We start from the raw sequence: 18,625 nt of genomic DNA, 5'->3' as shown, positions 1-18,625 counted from the left end.
TCCGTTCTCTCCTACCGGGCCAGCACCCGGCGCAGCGCGCCGAGCAGCTCGTCCTGTGCCGACCGCGCGGTCTCGGGGGCGGTGACGCGGCGCCAGGCGACGTAGCCGTCCGGGCGCACCAGCAGCACGCCGTCCTCGGCCAGTTCGCTGACGCGGCTCCATTCGCCGTACGCGTCACGGAAGTTGTCGTCACCGACGCGCACCACACGCAGCGGCACGCCGAGTTCCGCCTGGCACGCGGCCGCGGCCTTGTCCCAGACGTCGCCCGACAGCCCGGTCAGCACGGTGAAGGTGCCGCGTCCGACGACGTCCAGCGTGGACCGGCGCTCGCCCTGCTCGTCGACGAGCCACGCGTGCGGCAGTTTCGCGCCGGGCCGGGTGGTCGGCTGGTGCACCAACTCCCGGTCCTCATCCCAGACTTCGGCAGGGCTGTCGTCGGGCAGCACCGCGGAGGAGAGGTAGCGCTGGTTCATCTCGACACCGTGCGCGTTGAACTCGTAGTTCTTGAGCTGGATCGCCTCTTCGAGCCTGCGCCGCTTCTTGGCGCCCTCGGGAGTCGGCGCGGCTATCGCCGTGAGCCCTTCGGAGATGGCCTTGTCGTCGCCGCCACCGCCGATGCCGAGCACGTCGAAGATCGGGCCGAACTGGTCGCGGCTGAGGTTGGCCCGCTCGACGATCTGCCGCCCGACGGGGGCCCGTTCGGCGGAGTAGCTGTCGAGCAGCTCGGGGCCGGCCTCGCCGCGGACCACCATCGCGAGCTTCCAGGCGAGGTTGTACGCGTCCTGGACGGAGGTGTTGGAGCCGAGCCCGTTGGACGGCGGATGACGGTGCACCGCGTCGCCCGCACAGTAGACCCTCCCGGACGAATAGGCCGAGGCATAGCTGTGGTTGACCGTCCACAGCGAGGTCGACGTGATCTCCACCGGCAGGTCGGGGACGCCGATGAGGTCGCGCACGATCTGCCGGGCCGACTCCTCGTCCACCTCCGGCGGCGGCTGCTCGATGTCGTATCCCCACACCAGCAGCCACTCGTTCCACGGACGGACCATGCGCACCAGGCCCATGCCGATACCGCCGGTCTCGGCACCGGGCTGCAGCACCCAGTACAGGACGCTCGGCCGGTGGGCGCAGTACCGGGTGAGGTCGGCCTTGAAGACGATGTTCATGCTGCCGGCCTTGGCCATGCGGCCGTCGAAGGGGAGGCCGAGCTGCTCCGCGACCGCGCTGCGCCCGCCGTCCGCGCCGATCAGGTAGCGGGCGCGTACGGTGAACTCGTCGCCGCGGACCCGGTCGCGCAGCAGCGCGGTGACCCCGTCGTCGTCCTGGGTGAAGCTGAGGAACTCGGTGTCGAAGCGCACCTTGGCGCCGCGGGCCGCCGCGTTGTTCACCAGGATCGGCTCCAGGTAGGTCTGCGGCAGGTCGATCATCTCGCAGGGGCTTTTCGACGCGTATTCGGTGGCCGTCGCGGGCCCCGTGCCCCAGGTGCGGATGCGGCCGATCTCGTGCCCGGCCAGCGCGGTGCACAGCACCGTGTCGCCCATGAGGTGGGACGGGCTGCCGACGGCCAGCGCCTCGGATTCCACTCCGGCGTCGCGCAGGACCTCCATGGTGCGCTGGTTGGTGATGTGCGCCCGCGGCGTGTTGGCGAGCCAGCCGTACTTCGTCACCAGCAGGGTGCGGATGCCGTAGGTGGCCAGCAGCAGCGCGGCGGAACCGCCGGCGGGGCCGCTGCCGACGACGAGGACATCGGTGTCGTACGTGTCGTGCGTATCGGTCGTGATCACGGGTGGGCGCTCCTCGGTCATCCGGCCAGGGGGGCGAGACGGAAGGTGTAATCGAGCCGGCGCCACTCGCCGTCGACCTGGCGGCCGTCGGGGGTGGGGCCGCTCTGCGGCGTGAAGTCGACGATGAGTTCGTCCTTGACGCCGAAGACGGTGTCGCTGTCCAGGTAGGCGCCGCCTGACACGAACAGCTGTGTGATGAGCCGGCGGTGGCCCGGCGCGTCGAACATGAAGTGCAGGTGGGGCGCCCGGTACGGGTGGCGCCCGATCGCGTCGAGCATCTGCCCGACCGGCCCGTCCCCCGGGATCGGGTACTCCTTGGGCAGGATGGACCAGAACGCGATCCGCCCCTCGGCGTCGGTACGCAGTCGGCCGCGCAGCACCGGCCCTTCCAGCTCCGGGAGCTGGACGTCGTAGAAGCCGTCCGCGTTGGACTGCCACACGTCCACGACCGCGCCCTTGATGGGCTCACCGTCGGTGTCCGTGACCCGCGCGTCCACCCAGAGCGGCTCGCCGGGCAGTCCTCCGGAGATGTCCCCGCCGTTGGCGGTCTCGGGCGGGCCCTCCACATAGAAGGGACCGAGCACCGCCGACGGAGTGGTGGTGGGCGTACGGGAGTTGGTGAGCAGATCCACGGCGCTGGAGACGCCGAGGGTATCCGACAGCAGCACGAACTCCTGGCGGGTCGGGCCGCAGATCTCGCCGGTGCGGGTGAGGAAGTCGATGGCGTACTGCCATTCGTCCTCGGTGACGTCGTTGGTGGCGACGAAGGCGTGCAGATGCCGGACCAGGTCGCTCAGCAAGGTGCGGACGCGCGGGTCGGAAGCCTGCGCGAAGCTCGCCACGACCCGTTCGGTGAGACGGGCCAGCCGGGGCTCCGTGGAGGGGGGACCCTCGGGGCGGTGTCCGTGCCAGGCGCCGGACAGCAGTTCCGCGATGCCCTCGCCGGTCAGCTCGCGCGGGTTCGGGTAGGGCGTCGAGGTGGCCAGCTCGACGGCGCGGGCGAGGCCGGACTCCGGCATGCCGAGGTCGCTCAGCGCGGTGGGACCGCCCAGGGAGGCGACCAGGTCGTACACGCCGCTGGGGGCATCGGGCACACCCAGGGCGTCGGCGATGCGGCGCATTACGTCCGGCACCGCGGGCGCGTTGTAGGCCATCGCGTGCGGCAGGACGACGGTGTGCGTCTCGGCGTGCGGCAGGTCGAAGCTGCCGCCGAGGGTGTGGCACAGCTTGTGGTGCAGGCCCATACCCACCGTGGCGAGGCAGGTCCCGGCGAGCCAGGCCGCGTGCAGCAGGTCGGCGCGCGCCTCCAGGTCGGCCGGGTCGGCTGCGAGGCGGGGCAGTGCCCGGGCGATGCGGGAGATCGCGTCGAGGGCCTGCTGGTCGGTGACCGGGTTGGCGTCGGCGGAGTACAGGGCCTCGACGGCGTGGGCGAGCGCGTTGACTCCGCTCGTGACCGTCATGGGCAGCGGCAGCGTGAGAGTGAAGTCGATGTCGTAGACGACGGTCTCGGGCAGGATCTCCGGAGAGGACTGGGTGACCTTGCGTCCGTCCCGGGTCTCGCCGAGTACGGGAGTCACCTCGGAGCCGGCGTAGGTGGTCGGCAGGATCACCTGCGGCAGGCCCGTGCGCAGGGCAAGTGCCTTCGACAGGCCCGTGGTCGAACCGCCGCCGACGGCGACGATGCCGTCCACGGAGTACTCCCTGAGTACGTCGAGAGCCTGCTCGGTCACCTCCACCGGCGTGTGCATGGCCGCGCCGTCGAACTCCGCCGCCAGCAGTCCGCCGAGCGCCTCGCGCACCCGTGCGGAGGCCGCCGCGAGCCGCCCGCCGGCCAGCAGCAGCACCCGGGAGCAGCCGAGCCGCTCGACCTCCTCGCCGAGGCGGCCGACCGTGCCGGCGCCGAAGACCACCCGCGAGGGGTGGGATGTGTAGACGAACGTCCGCATTGAAAACTGCCTCCGCGTGTCATCCGGGCGCGTCGGCCCCTTGAGCCACCGAGTATGCGAATGACGTCCGCGTGAACTCCTGCACGATCCACGCGCCCTACTGCACGAAACACGCGTGTGTGCCGCGCCGGCCATCGGGAGAGGGGTCGGGGTGGCCGTCAAGAGAGAGAGGAACAGCCCATCGAGGGGTTCAACTCGGCCCGTGCGCTGGTCGGTTCACCTGTTCGCAGTCTTCGAGGTCCCCTTGGTGCCGGTCGACACCGCGGACGAGGGTTTCGGCGTCTGACGCACCGCGCGCAGCGCGAGGGAGAGTTCGGTGATGCCGCGAGGATCGGTGAGGGAGCAGCCGGTACGCTCGGCGATGCGGCGCAGGCGCACCGAGGCCCCACCCTCATCTCCTGAGGCCAGGGCCTACTTGATCGTCGACGGGCGGCTGTTGTCAGCGAAGTCGTCCAGCAGACCAGGCTTCCTGACGGACCGCGCTGCGGAGTGGGAGTCGTTCTGGCGCTACCACGAGAGCGAAGCCCTCACCTCCCTCGACCTCCGCGCCACCATGGACTGGTTCCAGCCTGTCGCCGGTCGTAATTCCCCACTTCCGCGGTCACGTTTCCCCATGGGGCCGGAGGCCGCGGACGGTGACCACAGATCCGGTTTCCACCCTCCAGCTCGGCTCGGCCTCATGGATGCCGCGACCTGCTGGAACTGGTGTGATCTGACGGAGAAGCCGTCCGTGGCGAGCTGCTTGACCGCCCGGAAATAGCTCTACGTAATCAGGACGTCGCCGCGTCTCGCGGGTCGGCCCTAAGCTCCCGAAGCTGCTTGCTGGTGTGCACCAGCCCCTCGAAGTCATCCTCTCGGTCTTCGATGCGCACGAAGACGCCCGGCGACGGTACAGCCCCACGCTGGGCGCAGTTTGCCGGGTACGGATCAGCAGTTGCCACTGATCCGCCGCACTCGGGACAAGGTCCGGCGCCTTCCGCTGCGCGCAGTCCCCCACCGTTCTCGTCGTTGAACCGGAAGGAGCAAAGCAGGTCCAGCTCCTTGGCGATCGCGGCGGAGATCGGCACCGGTTGTGGGCCGGGCGGCAACAGGCCCGACATCACCAAGGCCGCGCCGCGCGCGGTGCCGGCTATGGCACTGGCCAGGCCGATGTGGCTGCCGCTGGACTCGAAGGTGACATCGGCCTGTACGTCGGCGATCGTGGCCTGGGCCTGGCCGGTGCCGGCCTGGATGGTCTGGGTCGCACCGACCACTCTGGCAAGCTCGAGAGCCCGCGGCACCAGGTCGACGGCGGTGATCGACCTGACGCCGGCACGGCGGAGCACCGCAACGACCAGCAGTCCGATCGGGCCGCAGCCGATCCCCAACGCGGATCGGCCGACCAAGCTCGCGCCGGCTGCTTCGAGTCCGGCCTGGGCGCGGCGCACGGCATGCCAGGCTACTGCGGCCCACAGGCTCCGGACCTGTTACAGCGGTACTACACCGCCACCGAGCCGGGGCGGAAATACATGGGCGACATCACGTATCTCCCGCTTACAGGCGGGGAGTTCCTCTATCTCACGACCGTGCTGGACTGCTTCAACCGCAAGGCCGTCGGCTGGTGCATCGCCGACCACATGCGCACCAGTCTTGTGACGGACGCACTGTGAATGGCGGCCTCGCCCCGCGGCGGCCTGGACGGCGCCGTGTTCCGCTCCGACCACGGGGCCCAATGCGGCTCCCGGGCCTTCGCCGACCTCTGCGATCACCTCGGGGTGACCCGCTCGATGGGTGCGGTCGGCACCAGCGCGGACAACACCGGGTCGAGGTCCTTGCCGACGAGCCGACCAGGCGGGTCAAGCACGACCTGTCGCAACCGCTCGGACGGTGAAGAGACGGCGTTGGCATCGTGTTGGGCGGCGGAGGCACTCGCGGCGTCGGCTCCCAGGGCGCATCCCTGGTCGCCTCGACGGCGGGCTTCAGGTGTTCTGGGATTGCTCCGGCGAATCGACGGCGTCTCATCCCAGCCGCTCTGGCACTTCCGTGAGGGCCCCGAACGGTCACCCTCCGAGGAGTCCGACCGCTCCGTACCACACCGGGCCCGGGTTCAGACGGTCCGGGTAGAGCGCGGTCATCTGATCGAAGTACTCGCGGGCTGTGGGGTTTTCGTCGAGCAGTCGGATGGCGTCGAGCAGGTACTGCCGGGTCTGCTCGATGATGGCGGGATCGTCGGGAAGGTCTTTGTTCTTGTGGCCTGCCACAACGGCCTTCGGCTCCAGGGCCGCGACCCGGTCGAGGGCCTTGAGCCATTCCTGCAGGCCGCCGTCCCCGCCTTCGAGGATGTACTGGTGCACGCCGTTGTAGGCGACGTCGCCGGCCACGACCAGGCCGATGGAGGGTACGTACAGCACGGAGGTCTCATCGGTGTCGGTGTGCCCGACCTCGACCGCCTGGATGACGATTCCCTCCAGCAAGAACCCCTCGGCGGGGATGGGCTGGGCCAGGACCGGGGTGTCGGGGATGAGGCCGGGGAACTGTTTGTCCCACAGCGCTTCTCGCCCCTCGGCGGCCTGCTGATGCATGACCTGGATGGTGCCCGGCGTCGCGTAGACGGTGGTGCCGGGGAATCGCTTCACGAGTTCCGCGGTGCCGAACCAGTGGTCGCCGTGCCCGTGGGTCGCGTAGATGTACGCCAGGCGCTTGCCGGACCGCTCGATCCAGTCGCCGACCCTCTGGGTCTGTTCGCGGGTGAGAGGCGGGTCGACCAGCACGGCGTCTTCTCGGCCGAAGATCAGCGTTGATGCCAGGGGCGAGGAGTGGAGCCGGTCACCGTTCGGCAGGCGTTCCTCGCCCGCCCGAGGTGTCCCCTCCGAAACGTAGAGCTCGTACGCCAGCGGGCTCGGCACGGAAGCGGTCATGACAGCGCCTCCTCAGGGGCGATACGGGGCCCACGCAGCCGTCAGCCGGCGTGCCAGAGTCAACCTAGTCGAAATGAGCATAACTCACTAGGCTCTTTCTTCATGACACTAGGAGAGAACACCGCATCGACAACACCGCCGGTTCTGCACGCGCATGACGTTCGCCACCTGCGACACCTAGGCCAGCGATACAGGCATAGATAAACGCATATTGACTCTGTCACATCAGGAAGATACCTTCCGAGAAGGGCGGGTAGTCACGACAGCTTTCGATGCGGCCACGTGACTGATCTCTTGCACACAGGGCGTAGCCGCCCCAGGGAGTCAAGGACGCAACGATGCCCGAAGCACCTCTGACCTGGAGTGTCCACGTGGCACCGTCGATCCCCACCGAGATCGCCGACCTGCCGCCCGACCTCCCCCGACGCATGTGGTCGCCCATCACGGCGACGCTGATCGCAGGCGCACGCGATGCGGTGCTGGTCGACGCGCTGATGACGGCCGAGCAGGCCGAGCGGCTGGGCGACTGGGTCGCGGCGAGCGGCAAGAACCTCACCACCGTCTTTGTGACGCATGGGCACGGGGACCACTGGTTCGGGCTGGGCACCCTCCTCAAGCGCTTTCCGCGGGCGCGTGCGGTGGCGGCACCGACCGTGGTGGAGCAGATGGAGCAGCAGATGGCACCGGAGTTCGTCGCCTCGTTCTGGCGCAGGCGCTTCCCCGGCCAGATCCCGGACAGGCTGGTGGTCGCAGATCCGCTGGACGGCAACCGCCTGGACCTGGAGGGCAACGACCTGGTCGTCGTGGGGCTCGGGCACACCGACACCGACGACACCACGTGCCTGCACGTGCCGTCGATCGGGCTGGTCGTGGCCGGTGACGCCGTCTACAACGACGTCCACCTCTACCTCGCCGAATCTCCTGCCGAGGGCCGTCGAGCATGGCTCGACGCCCTCGACACCATCGCCGCGCTGAACCCACGAGCGGTGATCGCGGGGCACAAGAGGCCCGGCCGCCCGGACGACCCGACGACCATCGCCGAGACCCGGCGGTACCTGCACGACTTCGAGGCCGTTGCCGAGCGCACCTCGACCCCTGTCGATCTCTACCGGGGCATGCTGGAACTGCATCCCGGGCGCGTCAACCAGGGCGCGCTGTGGGGCTCGGCCCGGTCCGCCAAAGGCTGACGAGCGGCCCGGCTGCCCCGGAAGCGGTTCCGACGCACCCACCAGCCCACCGCCGGTCGGTCCCACCGGCTCATCGGCACAACGATGCGGAGCACTCACATGATCATCGACGGAAGCGACGTGGATGCCACGTCCGCCTACAAGCTGCTCATCGGCAGCATCCTCCCCCGGGCGGTCGCATGGGTCAGCACCGTCTCCGCGGACGGCGTCGCCAACCTCGCGCCGATCTCCTTCTTCACCGCGGTGGGCCGCAAACCGCCCATGGTCTCGATCACCCTGCAGCCGCGGTCCGACGGAGTGACCCTGAAGGACACCTTCGTCAACATCCGTGACACCGGCGAGTTCGTGACCAACCTCGCGGTGCTGCCCCTGGCCGACCAACTGCACCGCTCGGCCTACGAATTCGACCCCGAGGTCGACGAATTCGCGGCCCTCGACCTGGAGAAGGCCCCCAGCGAGGTCGTCCGGGCACCCCGGATCAAAGAGGCACCGATCGCCTTCGAGTGCGTGGTGAACCGGATCATTCCCGTGGGCGACATGCAAGACCACGTCGTATGGGGAGAGGTCGTCCGGTTCCACGTCAGGGACGATCTCTATCTGGAGCGCGGGCGCATAGACACGGCGGCCCTGCCGATCGTGGGGCGCCTGGCTGCCGAGTACACAGTCGTCGCCAACGTCTTCACCACCCCCCTCGACAAGGGCGTGCTGAAGGCCTTCCAGGACCGGCGGGCGGCGCGTCTCGACGGACGCGCGACGGATTGGTCCCCCATCGACACCGCCGAGTGGTCGCCTTCCGGGGCCACCACCGCTCGTGGGAGGGAGTGAGGCACGTGAGAACGGAACGCATCGCGGACACAGACGTGCGGTTCCGGCGGGGCGGCGCCGGGAGCCGGGCGGTGGTCTTCGTCCACGGCTTCCTCGAGGACCAGTACGTCTGGGACGGCGTGATCGGGGAGTTGGGCAGCGCGGGCGTCGAGACCGTGCAACTCGATCTGGCCGGTCTCGGCGAACGCACAGACGCGCACGGTCCGTTCACACTGGACCGGTTCGTCTCCGAGGTCAGGGCCGTCGTGGACTCCCTCGACAAGCCGGTGGTGCTCGTCGGCCAGAGCATGGCCGCGCCGATCGTCGAGCTCGTGGCCGCCACGCGTCCCGAGCGCACGCTCGGGCTGGTCCTGCTGGCGCCCGGGCCCCTGGCCGGCACACACCTGCCGGCGGAGGTCGTCGAACGCTTCCGCGAGTCGGGCGGTAGCACACGTGCCCAGCGAGAGCTCCGCCGGCAGCTGTCCAGCAGCCTCAGCGAGGCGGACCTCGACCGGCTCACGGTGATCGGCGAACGGGTGCGCCCCAAGGTGGTGTGCGCGCTGGTGGACTGCTGGAACGCCGGCCATCCGGACGGGGAGATGCCCAGCCGCTACACGGGGCCTGTCCTCGTGATCCGTGGCGCCGACGACGGATGCGTCACTGCCGAGGGGGCCGAACAGGTGCGCAAACGGTTCGTCGCGGCCGATACGGCCACAGTCGACGGAGCCGGCCACTGGGCACACCTCGAGCAGCCCGCGGCGGTCGCCGCGTTGCTCGACGCATTTCTCGCCAAGGCCCCCGCCGCCGACACTGCGACTCCACGCGTAGGACAGCAGCGATGGACAACGGCCTTCGCCGAGAAGTCCGCCGGCTCCTTCGCAGAGGCGTTCGCCGAGGACGTCGTGCTTGAGGCCACCGTGCTCACCCGCCCCGTCGAGGGCCGCGAGCAGGTCAAGCAGGTGCTGGCAGCCGCCAGCGGCATCTACGAGTCCCTCGAGTTCACGTACGACAGCTCCCGCGGGCCACGCACCTACCTGGAGTGGGAGGCCACGGCGTTCGGTGGAATGCCGATCCAGGGCGTGACCATCCTGGCCGCGGACGACGACGGGCGCATCGTTCGCGCGGCGATCCACCACCGGCCGCTGGGCGCCGCACTCCGGTTCTCCGCCGAACTGCGAGCCCGCCTGCACGGGCACATCGACCCTGCGTACTTCTACGACGGCGACCGACAGCCGGCGCGACCCCCTGCGAACTGAGAGGAACACGCCATGGCGGAACGCACGGATATCGCCTTCACTGCGGAGGGTGGAGTCACCCTCCGCGGCTGGCTGTTCCTTCCGGACGGTCCCGGCCCGCACCCGGCCGTCACCATGGCGCACGGTTACGCGGGCGTGAAGGAGCACGGGCTGGAGCGCTTCGCCGAGACTTTCGCCGAGAACGGCTTCGTGGTCCTTGTGCACGACCACCGTGGCTTCGGGGCGAGCGGGGGCCTTCCCCGCAACGATGTGGACCCCTGGCAGCAGATCGCCGACTGGCGCCGCGCCATCTCCTTTTTGGAGAGCCGCCCCGAGGCCGACGCGGACCGGATCGGTGTGTGGGGCACCAGCTACGCCGGCGGCCATGCCATCGTCCTCGGCGCGACCGACCGGCGCTTGCGGTGCGTGGTCGCGCAGGTGCCCACGATCAGCGGATACGAACAGGGTCTGCGTCGCGTCCCGCCGGACGCCGTCGCCGCTCTGGAAGAGGTGTTCGCGGAGGACGAGCGGGCCCGGTTCCGCGGCGAGCCGCCCCGGACACAGGCGGTCGTCAGCAATAACCCCTCCGTGCCGGCCTCCTACCGGGCCAGGGACGCGATCGACTTCTACCAACAGCCGACGCCCCCCGGAGCCTGGGAGAACCAGGTGACCGTGCGCTCCACACGCGCCGCTCGCATGTACGAGCCCGGCGCCTGGATCAGCCGGGTCTCGCCCACCCCGCTGCTGCTCGTGGTGGCCGACCACGACACCGTCACCGTGACCGACCTGGCCCTGGCCGCCTATGAGCGCGCCCTGGAGCCGAAGAAGCTGGTGCTGCTGCCGGGCGGCCACTTCGACCCCTACCTCTCCGGGTTCAAGGAATCCAGCGGGGCGGCAGTCGCCTGGTTCCGCCACCAGCTCTCACCGAACTCATAGCGGAGGGCCACCGAACCGGCGAAACGTACCTGATGTGGTGACGCTTCTGTTCACCGCACCAACCTGCGATGCGCAGGTCACGGGAGCAGGCTGTGACACATGCCTGGTGGTCCGGGTGCGATGACACGAATCGCTTGGCTCAAAATGCAATAAGTGAAATAGTTATGGTGATGTTGCCATAACTGTCAGATCGTGAAGAGGGAATCAAGGATGTCCTGGACTGCGACGGTCCGATACGGCCTGGAGCCCGCCCCGGGCGGGCTCGCCCTCGTACAGGACCTGCTCAACACACTGTCCGCCGGGCGACCACGCCGGCCCGACCTGCTGGAGTCCGTCGAGGAAGCCGGCGCGTGGCTCGACCAGGCGCTGGAGAGCTGGAGCGGCGCGACCCACCTTCCCGCACCCGGCATCGACCTGACAGCCGAGGACGTACAGGGGCTGCGGGACTTCCGCCATGACCTGAACCGGCTCGTGCAGGCACCGACCAGTGACTCGTCACCGCAGACCGGTCCGGTGGCTTCACTCATGACGTTGCCCACCGCCCTACGGCTCGACGAGCACGGCCGTATCCAAGCCGAACCGCGCGGCACAGGGTGGCGCCAGGTCGCGTCACTCACCCTCATCGAGGCCTACCAGGCCCAGTGCACCGACACCCTGCGCCGTCTGAAGACTTGCCGGAACCCGCGCTGCGCGACGTCCTTCTACGACCGCTCCCGCAACAACAGCGGCGCCTGGCACGACGTCCGCGTCTGCGGCAACGCGGCCAACCTGCGCAACTACCGCGCCCGCAAGCGCGCCGGTGCCGAGCGGGCCTGACGAGCGACTGGTCACGTCGCGGAACAAACAACAGACCCTGGACATCGTCACGTTCCTGGGCGGTATCCATGGCGAGGCGGGACAGGCAGGCCGGACGCGTGCCACCGAATGGGCACTTATCTCTCAACAGGTGCCCGTGGATGTCATGGCAGATGCCGGCGTGGTGATGCGCGTCGTCGCCGACGACGCGCTACAGACCGAGGCAACGGCCTTCGCCCGCAAGGCCGCCAAAGGTTCGGCCTTGCACCTACGCCGCTCCCAAGTCCCTGCTGCGCGCCTGGGTGGTCGGCTCCATCCGCCTCGCCGGGATCACCGAGGTCCGCGCCGGCCGCAGCAGGCCGGTCGTCGGCGACCACGTCTCGCGGCTTCACCCCGCTACCGATCAGCACGACATCGGCTTCCGTCACGAACGCCATCGGGTGCTGCCCTGATACCTCGACGCCGTTCAGTACATCGTGCGGGCGATCGAGGGTTCGCTGGGGCGGCTCGGAATGGAGCGGATCGACCTGGTGTACCTGCACCGGATCGACCCGCCGGTGCCGATCGAGGAGACCGTCTCGGCGATGGTCGGCCTGGTGAAGGCCGGAAAGGTCGACCACCTCGGCCTCTCCGAGGCATCGGCGACCACGATCCGGCGCGCCCACGCGGTCCATCCAATCACCACGGTACAGACCGAACACTCCCTGTTCGAGCGTGGCGTCGAGGCCAATGGTGTCCTGGCCACAGTGCGCGAACTCGGTATCGGGTTCGTGCCGTACTCCCCCCTGGGCCGTGGATTCCTGACCGGCCGGCTCAGGCTGGATCGGCTGGATGCGAGCGACTTCCGCAACAGCGATCCGCGCTTTCAGAGCGGGAACCTGGCCACGAACAAGCGGATCGTCGACGCGATCGGGCGGATCGCCGCGCACAAGGACGTCTTCCCTCCCAGCTGGCCATCGCCTGGACGATTGCCCAGGGTGGGGTGCCGATCCTGGGCACCCGCCGGGTGCCGTATCTCGAGGAGAACGTCGCAGCCGCAGACATCACGCTGACCACCGACGAACTGGCGGCGCTCGATGCGGCAGCCCCGATCGGAGCCGCCTCGGGCAACCGCTACGGGGCAGGGAACTTCGAACTCCTCACGCAGTGGGGGGAGCAGTGGTTCCAGGATTCTGGCTTCGCGAAGGTGAGAACGCCGCTGTGTTTGCAGGGCTGCCCGCCGCGCGGGGTGGAGCGGCGCGGGCCAGCTTCCCGGAGCATGACCCGGGGTCCGAGCGTAGTCGGCGGACCAGCTCGACGGGCGAGTCAGCTAGGACGTAGACGAGGCGGGTAACGTCGTAGCCGGTGTCCATGCCGATGAGACTGTCCGCATGACCCGGGCGGCACTGCCCCGCTCTCACGAGCCGGGTGACGATCTCGCGGAGTTGGCCTGCGGTCACCGCGGTAGCGTCGTCGGACGGCCCGATCCGGATCGCGTCCAGCACGGCCGCGTGCACACCGTCGACGCCGAGGAGAAGGGCCCGCTCTACGAGGCGTTCGGAATCACGAACAGCTACAAACATGCAAATAGGGCCGCGACCGTCAGGTCGAGGCCCTCATCCGCGTATCGCTATAACGAGTCGAGTCGAGTCGAGTGTCCGAGGGGGGACTTAACCACTGACGATACGGTTGTGGTGGCACAAGGGAAGCTGTCGCCCTGAGATCCCTGTCAGTACGCCTGTCCGTGCAGAAGTAAGTTGGGTGCGGCTCCTCTGAAGTGAAGGTCGTGGATCAGGCGGTCAGTCTGAATGTGGCCTGGTCAGGGTTGGATAGAGGCGTTCGTGTTCGCGGGCGGTGTCATAGGTGAAGTAGGCGTCGACAGACGGCCGCGGAGTTTGAGGACGGCTTCAGCGTCGCCGACGGGACGACATCGACTACGCCGACGTGAAAGCCCTCATAACCGGCTGCCTGGTCCGGACGGAGGGCCGCACGGACGCGGACCTGGCGGCGCTGGAGCGGGTCACCGAGATCGTGTGCGAGGGACTGCGCGCGAGGTGAGCCCCCGGCACGCCGTGTACCGGCACGGGGCCGAGGACCGGCGCACGGCGCTCCGAATGGCAGCTTCTTGTCTTCCATGGAGGCATCCGGAGGTGCTTAATGGTGCACCCGGTACGCACAGTGAGCTGCCAAGGACACGGGGGGCGCATGAACGACACAGGGAACCTCGGCGTATCGCCGCCCGACCCTCCGAGAACGCCCGCACCGCCGCGACCGCAGGAACCGCCGGAACTACTCACGACACCCGCACGCTCCGAGGACAAGCGAACCCTGGTTCTCAAGGTCAGCCGCCGCATGCTGTGGGTGGGGACAGCGGCACTCCCGCTGCACAACATCACCAGTGTCGACGCCTTCAAGGCGAGGACTGACTGGGGCAAAGCGTGCATGCGTTTCCTCACGGGGTTGTTCGGTGCTCTTCTGCTCTTCGCATGGCTGAACCGCGCGGGGGACGGCGGGGATCACCTCGGGGACCTGCTCATCGTCGTCGTGATCGCCGCAGCCGGGTTCGCCTTCAAGGACGTGTTCAGGCCGAGGCCGGTGCTGACCGTCGAGACGGCCAGTGGTTCCAGGGTGACCCTGACCCTGCCGAGCATGGACGAGTTGCAACAGATCGCCGAACGGATAGCACAGGCCATCGACAACCCGGAAGCCGAGTTCAAGACGCTCGTGCAGCAGCTCAACAGCAACAACACGAACAACTACGGCCCCGTCGTCCATATGAACGGCGGCCGCGGAAACACGGGGTTCAGAGTATGAGCGATGCGTCGAACTACTACGGGCCGGTGGTCAACATGAACGGCGGCCGCGAGAACGTCGGCATCAACTACGGCACCGTCGGCGGTGCCCAGGACGTCGAGGTCCGTGCCGTTGTAAACGAACTCAGGTGCCTCCTGGGCGAGTTGCGTCCACACCTCACCCGGGAACAGGACCGCACCGTCGAGGAGGCCCTGCCCGAACTCACCCCAGACCGCGAAGCGTTGCGCAGTCGGGGTCTCGTCCTGGCCTCCGTCGCTCAGATCGCGTCGGCCGTCGGCGCGGTGGGCCAGCCCGTCGCTGAGGCCGTGGGACGGCTGCTCGCTCTGCTGGGCTGAGCAGCCGGACACGGCGAGGACCACCGGAGGCGACGAAGCGCTGACGAGTATCCGTGCGGGAAGCGCTGGAGCGGCCTCCGGCCGTGGACCAGGCGCTGCGCATTCCGTGCTCGTGGAGGGGTGGGCGCCCTCCCGGTGGCTGGGCCCCGCGCCGTCACCAGCAACGGCGACCTCGACGCCTTCTTCGGCTATCACACAGCCCGCGAACACGAACGGCTCTACCCCAACCTTGACCAGGCCACATTCAGACTGACCGCCTGATCCACGATCTTCACTTCAGAAGAGCCGCACCCAAGTAAGTTTGCCTCTCCTGGCAATGTAGGCAGTACGGTACAGCGGGGTTCATCTGACGCATATCGCATGCATGCACGCCACTGTGCGCCCTTGCATGCGCCCTCCAGGCACCCTGCCCTCCCCTCCTACTGTCGTGGAACAGCGAGGGCCGGAAAGACGGCCGGCCCCGACGGGCGCAAGGTGCGGCAGGTAACCGCACTGACCTGACGTCGGCCGGATCTGCCCGCCTTGGGGATGGGGGGCGGTATGAGTGCCCGACGCAGAATCCATGACAGCTTCGAACAGGCTGTCCAAGCCGCTGTGTCCGTATTTGGAGCGGAGGTCACGCCGAAACTGAGAGGCAAGGGGTGGCAGGAGGACCAGCTTCGGGGGCCGCTGGAGAACATGGTCCGGTCCGTGTGCCGTGGCCTCGGTCTGGACGTCACCCTCATCGGCGAGGTTCCGCTCGTCGACATGGGAGCCCGCCCTGACTACGCGGTTGAGGTCAGCGGCACTCTCGTCGGTTACATCGAGCTCAAGAAGCCAGGAACCCAGGCCGACCCATCCGTCTACACAGGCCGCAACGCCGAACAGTGGGCGAAACTGCGGCTGCTCAACAACGTACTGCTCTGTGACGGGAACGAGTTCTCTGTCCACCAGCAGGGCCAGCAGGTAGGCGAAGTGGCCTACCTGCGCGGCTCGGTCCTCACCTCCGGTGCCCGACTTGCTCCCGCAGATGGGGCGCTTGCACGGGTGCTGTACGACTTCCTGACCTGGAAGCCACAGACACCCCGCACCACGAGCCAGCTCATCCGAGCAGTCGCCGGTCTCTGCCAGCTCCTGTCGGAAGAGGTTGGAGAGGCGATCGCGCAGGAAAGGAGCCGACGCCGTCCGCCGGCCTTTACAAAACTGGCCAAGGACTGGCGGCACTTGCTGTTCCCGGAGGCGACCGACGCCGAGTTCGTCGAACAGTACGGTCAAGCCGTCGTGTTCGCCCTTCTGCTCGCTCGGGTGGAGGAGATCACCTTCGAGGGCGAGACCATGCACAGTATCGCTACGAAGTTGGGCAAGAAGCACTCGCTGATGGGTCAGGCACTGGACGCCCTCGCCGGAGACTCAGTCGCTGGACTGTCCACCACGCTCAACACCCTGCTCCGAGTCATCGGCGCGGTCAGATGGGACGTGCTAGACGACGGTACGGGCGATGCCTATTTCCTGCTCTACGAGCACTTCCTTCACATCTACGACCCTGAGCTGCGAATACGCACCGGCTCGTACTACACACCGCGTGGTGTCGTCTCGGCCATGGCCAGGCTGGTCGAGGACGTACTGAGACGGGAGGGATTCCGTATTCCGTCGGGCTTCGCTTCTCCCGATGTGGTCGTTGTCGATCCGGCCATGGGCACCGGCACTTTCCTGTTGTCGGCACTCGAGCTCGCTGCCGAAACCATTGCCGAAGAAGAGGGCCCAGGCGCGGTGGGCCCGCGCCTGCGAGAGATGGTGGGGCGTCGGCTGGTCGGCTTCGAGATGCAGGTCGGTCCGTTCGCAGTCGCAGAACTACGCATGCACGCCATGCTCAAGCAGTACGGGTCCGCGGCCCCCTCCCAGGGACTCAGGCTGCTGGTGGCTGATGCCCTGGACAGCCCGACAGCCGAGTTCAACTGGATTCCTCATACCTACCGAGCGCTCGCCGAATCCCGCCGCCAGGCCAACCAGGTCAAGCGGGACGAGCGTGTCATGGTCGTCATGGGCAACCCGCCTCACGACGCCGTAAAACGGGGCGCCGGCAAGTGGGTGGAACGAGGGGAGCCCGAGGCGGACATCCCCGCCCCGCTGGGGGCCTTCCGGCAACCCGGTAACGGCAGATACGAATCGAAGATCGCCAACCTCTACGTCTACTTCTGGCGCTGGGCCACCTGGAAGGTCTTCGACGCACACGACGACGCGCCATTCGGTGTGGTCGCACTGATCACGCCCAAGGCATGGCTCAAGGGGCGAGCGTTCGCCGGAATGCGGCGCTACCTGCGCGAAACCGCCGACGAGGGATGGATCATCGACCTGTCCCCGGAGGGCCACCGCGCGGATGTCGCGACCCGCATCTTCCCCGAGGTCGCCCAGGAGTTATGCATCGCGATCTTTGTGCGATGGCGGGACAGTCCCAGGCCACGGACAGACCCGCAGACGGCAAAGGTAAGGCACCTCAAGGTCGGTGGACGTCGCGACGAGAAGATCGAACGCCTGACGACCCTCAGGCTCGATGCCCCCGAATGGCGCGAGTGCGCCACGGGCAAGACGGATGCCTTCCTGCCACCGGGCAGCGACCTGTGGGAGTCCTGCCCGCAGCTGAGAGACCTGATGCCGTGGTCGTCGCGTGGCGTCACGCCCGGGCGCATGTGGGTCTATGCACCGGATGAGGAAACGCTTCAAGGGCGGTGGCAGCGTTTACTCGCCGCAGACACCGAGCGACGCGCCGAGATGCTCGGACGCTCTGGCGAGCGAACGCCTGCAGACAATGTCCCGCCCTTGCCGGGGGTTGAATCTCATGAGCGGATACCACTTGCGGCCGAACAGAGGACAAACCCTCAAACGGTGCGTATCGGATTCCGGTCATTCGACCGGCAATATGTACTGCCGGACAGCCGATTGATGGAGCGAGGCAGGGCGGACCTTTGGCGAGTCCGCAGCGATCGCCAGATCTACACCGTTGAGCAGAACGCCCACCCGGTGGTCAACGGGCCGACACTGGTCTTCAGCGCACTCATTCCCGACATGGACTATTTCAACAACCGGAGCGGTTGCGCCCGTCCTCTCTACCGCAACGCCGCCGGTACGCTACCCAACGTCACGCCCGGTCTGCTGCCCCTGCTCGCCGGGCGGCTGGGCGTACCGGTCGTCGCCGAAGACCTGCTGGCCTACATCGCCGCGATCGCGTCCCATCCGGAGTACACAGCCCGATTCAGGGAAGACCTCGAAGTCCCAGGGGCCCGGATACCCCTCACCGCTGACCGTTACCTGTGGGGGCGGGCAGTTACCCTCGGCCAGCGAGTCCTGTGGCTGCACACCTACGGCGAGCGGTACGCCGACGAGACGGCCGGGAGGCCGTACGGCAGGGTGTTGCTGCCACACGACCGCCCCCGATGCGTCACGGAGATCCCAGACGATGCGGAAGCCATGCCGGACAAGTTGGCGTACGACCCCGTGACACAGGACCTGTGGGTCGGCAGTGGACGGATTAGTCCCGTCCCTAGCGCGGTCCGGGAGTACGAAGTGTCCGGGATGAACGTTCTCGACAAGTGGTTTGGCTACCGCCGACGGAATCCCGCCGGCAAGCGGCGCCTCGAACTGGACCATGAGTTCGCGCGGCGCTGGCTTCCCTCATGGACCACGGAACTGCTGGAGCTGCTGAACGTCCTCGGCCTGCTCGTGCGGGAGGAGCCAGTACAGGCAGACCTCTTCAATGAGGTATGCGCGGGCCCACTGATCACGGTGACGAACCTGACCACAGCGGGCATCCTGCCCGTGCCCACAGAGGCAACCAAGGCGCTCAAAGCGACATCAGACGCGGGCGACGCATTATTCGACCTGTGAGCGAAGCAGCAACTCGTTTCGATTGTCATACCGGCGACTTCGTTGGAGCCGG

The 18,625-nt window shown here is 68.1% G+C and carries 14 protein-coding genes and 4 pseudogenes; 11 read left to right on the top strand and 7 right to left on the bottom strand.

The annotated features are described in order from the left end of the window. Positions 1 to 11: 11 nt before the first annotated feature. The 4 genes from ABZ910_RS02020 to ABZ910_RS02005 all read right to left on the bottom strand — a co-directional run bounded on the left by ABZ910_RS02020 (position 12) and on the right by ABZ910_RS02005 (position 5,157). Positions 12 to 1,784, bottom strand: coding sequence for an FAD-dependent monooxygenase (locus ABZ910_RS02020; RefSeq protein ID WP_361357658.1), 1,773 nt, complete (start codon positions 1,782 to 1,784; stop codon positions 12 to 14). Positions 1,785 to 1,801: 17 nt separating this feature from the next. After that, positions 1,802 to 3,730, bottom strand: a complete 1,929-nt coding sequence (locus ABZ910_RS02015; RefSeq protein ID WP_361357655.1) for a maleylacetate reductase and hydroxyquinol 1,2-dioxygenase domain-containing protein — start codon at positions 3,728 to 3,730, stop codon at positions 1,802 to 1,804. Positions 3,731 to 3,946: 216 nt separating this feature from the next. Continuing rightward, positions 3,947 to 4,108: a helix-turn-helix domain-containing protein gene (locus ABZ910_RS02010; protein ID WP_361357653.1), complete on the bottom strand. Its 162-nt coding sequence runs from the start codon at positions 4,106 to 4,108 to the stop codon at positions 3,947 to 3,949. Positions 4,109 to 4,500: 392 nt separating this feature from the next. Further along, positions 4,501 to 5,157 carry a zinc-binding dehydrogenase gene (locus tag ABZ910_RS02005; protein WP_361357650.1) on the bottom strand — a complete coding sequence of 219 codons (657 nt, stop codon included), beginning with the start codon at positions 5,155 to 5,157 and terminating at the stop codon, positions 4,501 to 4,503. A 30-nt stretch (positions 5,158 to 5,187) separates the two neighbouring features. Here ABZ910_RS02005 and ABZ910_RS02000 point away from each other — a divergent pair. After that, positions 5,188 to 5,544, top strand: a pseudogene (locus ABZ910_RS02000) (DDE-type integrase/transposase/recombinase); the annotation flags it as partial. A 225-nt stretch (positions 5,545 to 5,769) separates the two neighbouring features. Here ABZ910_RS02000 and ABZ910_RS01995 read toward each other — a convergent pair. Continuing rightward, on the bottom strand, positions 5,770 to 6,627 hold the full coding sequence (locus ABZ910_RS01995) for an MBL fold metallo-hydrolase (RefSeq protein ID WP_361357647.1): 858 nt from the start codon (positions 6,625 to 6,627) through the stop codon (positions 5,770 to 5,772). A 338-nt stretch (positions 6,628 to 6,965) separates the two neighbouring features. On the opposite strand from ABZ910_RS01995, the gene ABZ910_RS01990 reads away from it, so the two are divergent. The 5 genes from ABZ910_RS01990 (at position 6,966) to ABZ910_RS01970 (ending at position 11,605) form a co-directional block, all read left to right on the top strand. Continuing rightward, positions 6,966 to 7,814, top strand: a complete 849-nt coding sequence (locus tag ABZ910_RS01990) for an MBL fold metallo-hydrolase (RefSeq protein WP_361357644.1) — start codon at positions 6,966 to 6,968, stop codon at positions 7,812 to 7,814. 99 nt (positions 7,815 to 7,913) lie between these two features. After that, a complete protein-coding gene (locus ABZ910_RS01985; RefSeq protein WP_361357641.1) occupies positions 7,914 to 8,639 on the top strand; it encodes a flavin reductase family protein in 726 nt (241 codons plus the stop codon). A gap of 5 nt (positions 8,640 to 8,644) precedes the next feature. Continuing rightward, on the top strand, positions 8,645 to 9,874 hold the full coding sequence (locus ABZ910_RS01980; RefSeq protein WP_361357638.1) for an alpha/beta fold hydrolase: 1,230 nt from the start codon (positions 8,645 to 8,647) through the stop codon (positions 9,872 to 9,874). Positions 9,875 to 9,886: 12 nt separating this feature from the next. After that, positions 9,887 to 10,789, top strand: coding sequence for an alpha/beta hydrolase (locus ABZ910_RS01975; protein WP_361357635.1), 903 nt, complete (start codon positions 9,887 to 9,889; stop codon positions 10,787 to 10,789). Between the two features lie 210 nt (positions 10,790 to 10,999). Then, complete coding sequence (locus ABZ910_RS01970) at positions 11,000 to 11,605, top strand: CGNR zinc finger domain-containing protein (protein WP_361357632.1); 606 nt, start codon at positions 11,000 to 11,002, stop codon at positions 11,603 to 11,605. A 338-nt stretch (positions 11,606 to 11,943) separates the two neighbouring features. Here ABZ910_RS01970 and ABZ910_RS01965 read toward each other — a convergent pair. After that, a pseudogene (locus ABZ910_RS01965) lies at positions 11,944 to 12,054 on the bottom strand (AraC family transcriptional regulator); the annotation flags it as partial. A gap of 42 nt (positions 12,055 to 12,096) precedes the next feature. Between ABZ910_RS01965 and ABZ910_RS01960 the strand changes: the two are divergent. Continuing rightward, positions 12,097 to 12,608, top strand: a pseudogene (locus ABZ910_RS01960) (aldo/keto reductase); the annotation flags it as partial. A gap of 137 nt (positions 12,609 to 12,745) precedes the next feature. On the opposite strand, the pseudogene ABZ910_RS01955 reads toward ABZ910_RS01960, so the two are convergent. After that, a pseudogene (locus tag ABZ910_RS01955) lies at positions 12,746 to 13,071 on the bottom strand (transposase); the annotation flags it as partial. A 649-nt stretch (positions 13,072 to 13,720) separates the two neighbouring features. Here ABZ910_RS01955 and ABZ910_RS01950 point away from each other — a divergent pair. From ABZ910_RS01950 to ABZ910_RS01935, 4 genes are all read left to right on the top strand, one after another. Continuing rightward, complete coding sequence (locus tag ABZ910_RS01950) at positions 13,721 to 14,377, top strand: DUF6232 family protein (RefSeq protein ID WP_361357630.1); 657 nt, start codon at positions 13,721 to 13,723, stop codon at positions 14,375 to 14,377. Next, a complete protein-coding gene (locus ABZ910_RS01945) occupies positions 14,374 to 14,712 on the top strand; it encodes a hypothetical protein (protein WP_361357627.1) in 339 nt (112 codons plus the stop codon). Before ABZ910_RS01950 ends, ABZ910_RS01945 begins: the two co-directional genes overlap by 4 nt. Positions 14,713 to 14,847: 135 nt before the next feature. After that, complete coding sequence (locus ABZ910_RS01940) at positions 14,848 to 14,973, top strand: hypothetical protein (protein WP_361357626.1); 126 nt, start codon at positions 14,848 to 14,850, stop codon at positions 14,971 to 14,973. A 279-nt stretch (positions 14,974 to 15,252) separates the two neighbouring features. Then, positions 15,253 to 18,573 (top strand): type ISP restriction/modification enzyme, encoded by a 3,321-nt coding sequence (locus ABZ910_RS01935; protein WP_361357623.1) that lies wholly within the window; start codon positions 15,253 to 15,255, stop codon positions 18,571 to 18,573. Positions 18,574 to 18,625 lie beyond the last annotated feature (52 nt).

Origin of the sequence: Streptomyces sp. NPDC046805, assembly GCF_040645355.1 — a bacterium.
Lineage (GTDB): Bacteria > Actinomycetota > Actinomycetes > Streptomycetales > Streptomycetaceae > Streptomyces.
The sequence above is the reverse complement of the archived record's forward strand: the minus strand, read 5'-3'. Positions and strand labels throughout refer to the sequence as shown.

What these genes read in the sequence shown, in the direction of transcription:
- ABZ910_RS01995 (WP_361357647.1), bottom strand. Translation starts at nt 6,627, where the DNA reads ATGACCGCTTCCGTGCCGAGCCCGCTGGCGTACGAGCTCTACGTTTCG.
- ABZ910_RS01950 (WP_361357630.1), top strand. Translation starts at nt 13,721, where the DNA reads ATGGTGCACCCGGTACGCACAGTGAGCTGCCAAGGACACGGGGGGCGC.
- ABZ910_RS02015 (WP_361357655.1), bottom strand. Translation starts at nt 3,730, where the DNA reads ATGCGGACGTTCGTCTACACATCCCACCCCTCGCGGGTGGTCTTCGGC.
- ABZ910_RS01935 (WP_361357623.1), top strand. Translation starts at nt 15,253, where the DNA reads ATGAGTGCCCGACGCAGAATCCATGACAGCTTCGAACAGGCTGTCCAA.
- ABZ910_RS01945 (WP_361357627.1), top strand. Translation starts at nt 14,374, where the DNA reads ATGAGCGATGCGTCGAACTACTACGGGCCGGTGGTCAACATGAACGGC.
- ABZ910_RS01975 (WP_361357635.1), top strand. Translation starts at nt 9,887, where the DNA reads ATGGCGGAACGCACGGATATCGCCTTCACTGCGGAGGGTGGAGTCACC.
- ABZ910_RS01970 (WP_361357632.1), top strand. Translation starts at nt 11,000, where the DNA reads ATGTCCTGGACTGCGACGGTCCGATACGGCCTGGAGCCCGCCCCGGGC.
- ABZ910_RS01990 (WP_361357644.1), top strand. Translation starts at nt 6,966, where the DNA reads ATGCCCGAAGCACCTCTGACCTGGAGTGTCCACGTGGCACCGTCGATC.
- ABZ910_RS01985 (WP_361357641.1), top strand. Translation starts at nt 7,914, where the DNA reads ATGATCATCGACGGAAGCGACGTGGATGCCACGTCCGCCTACAAGCTG.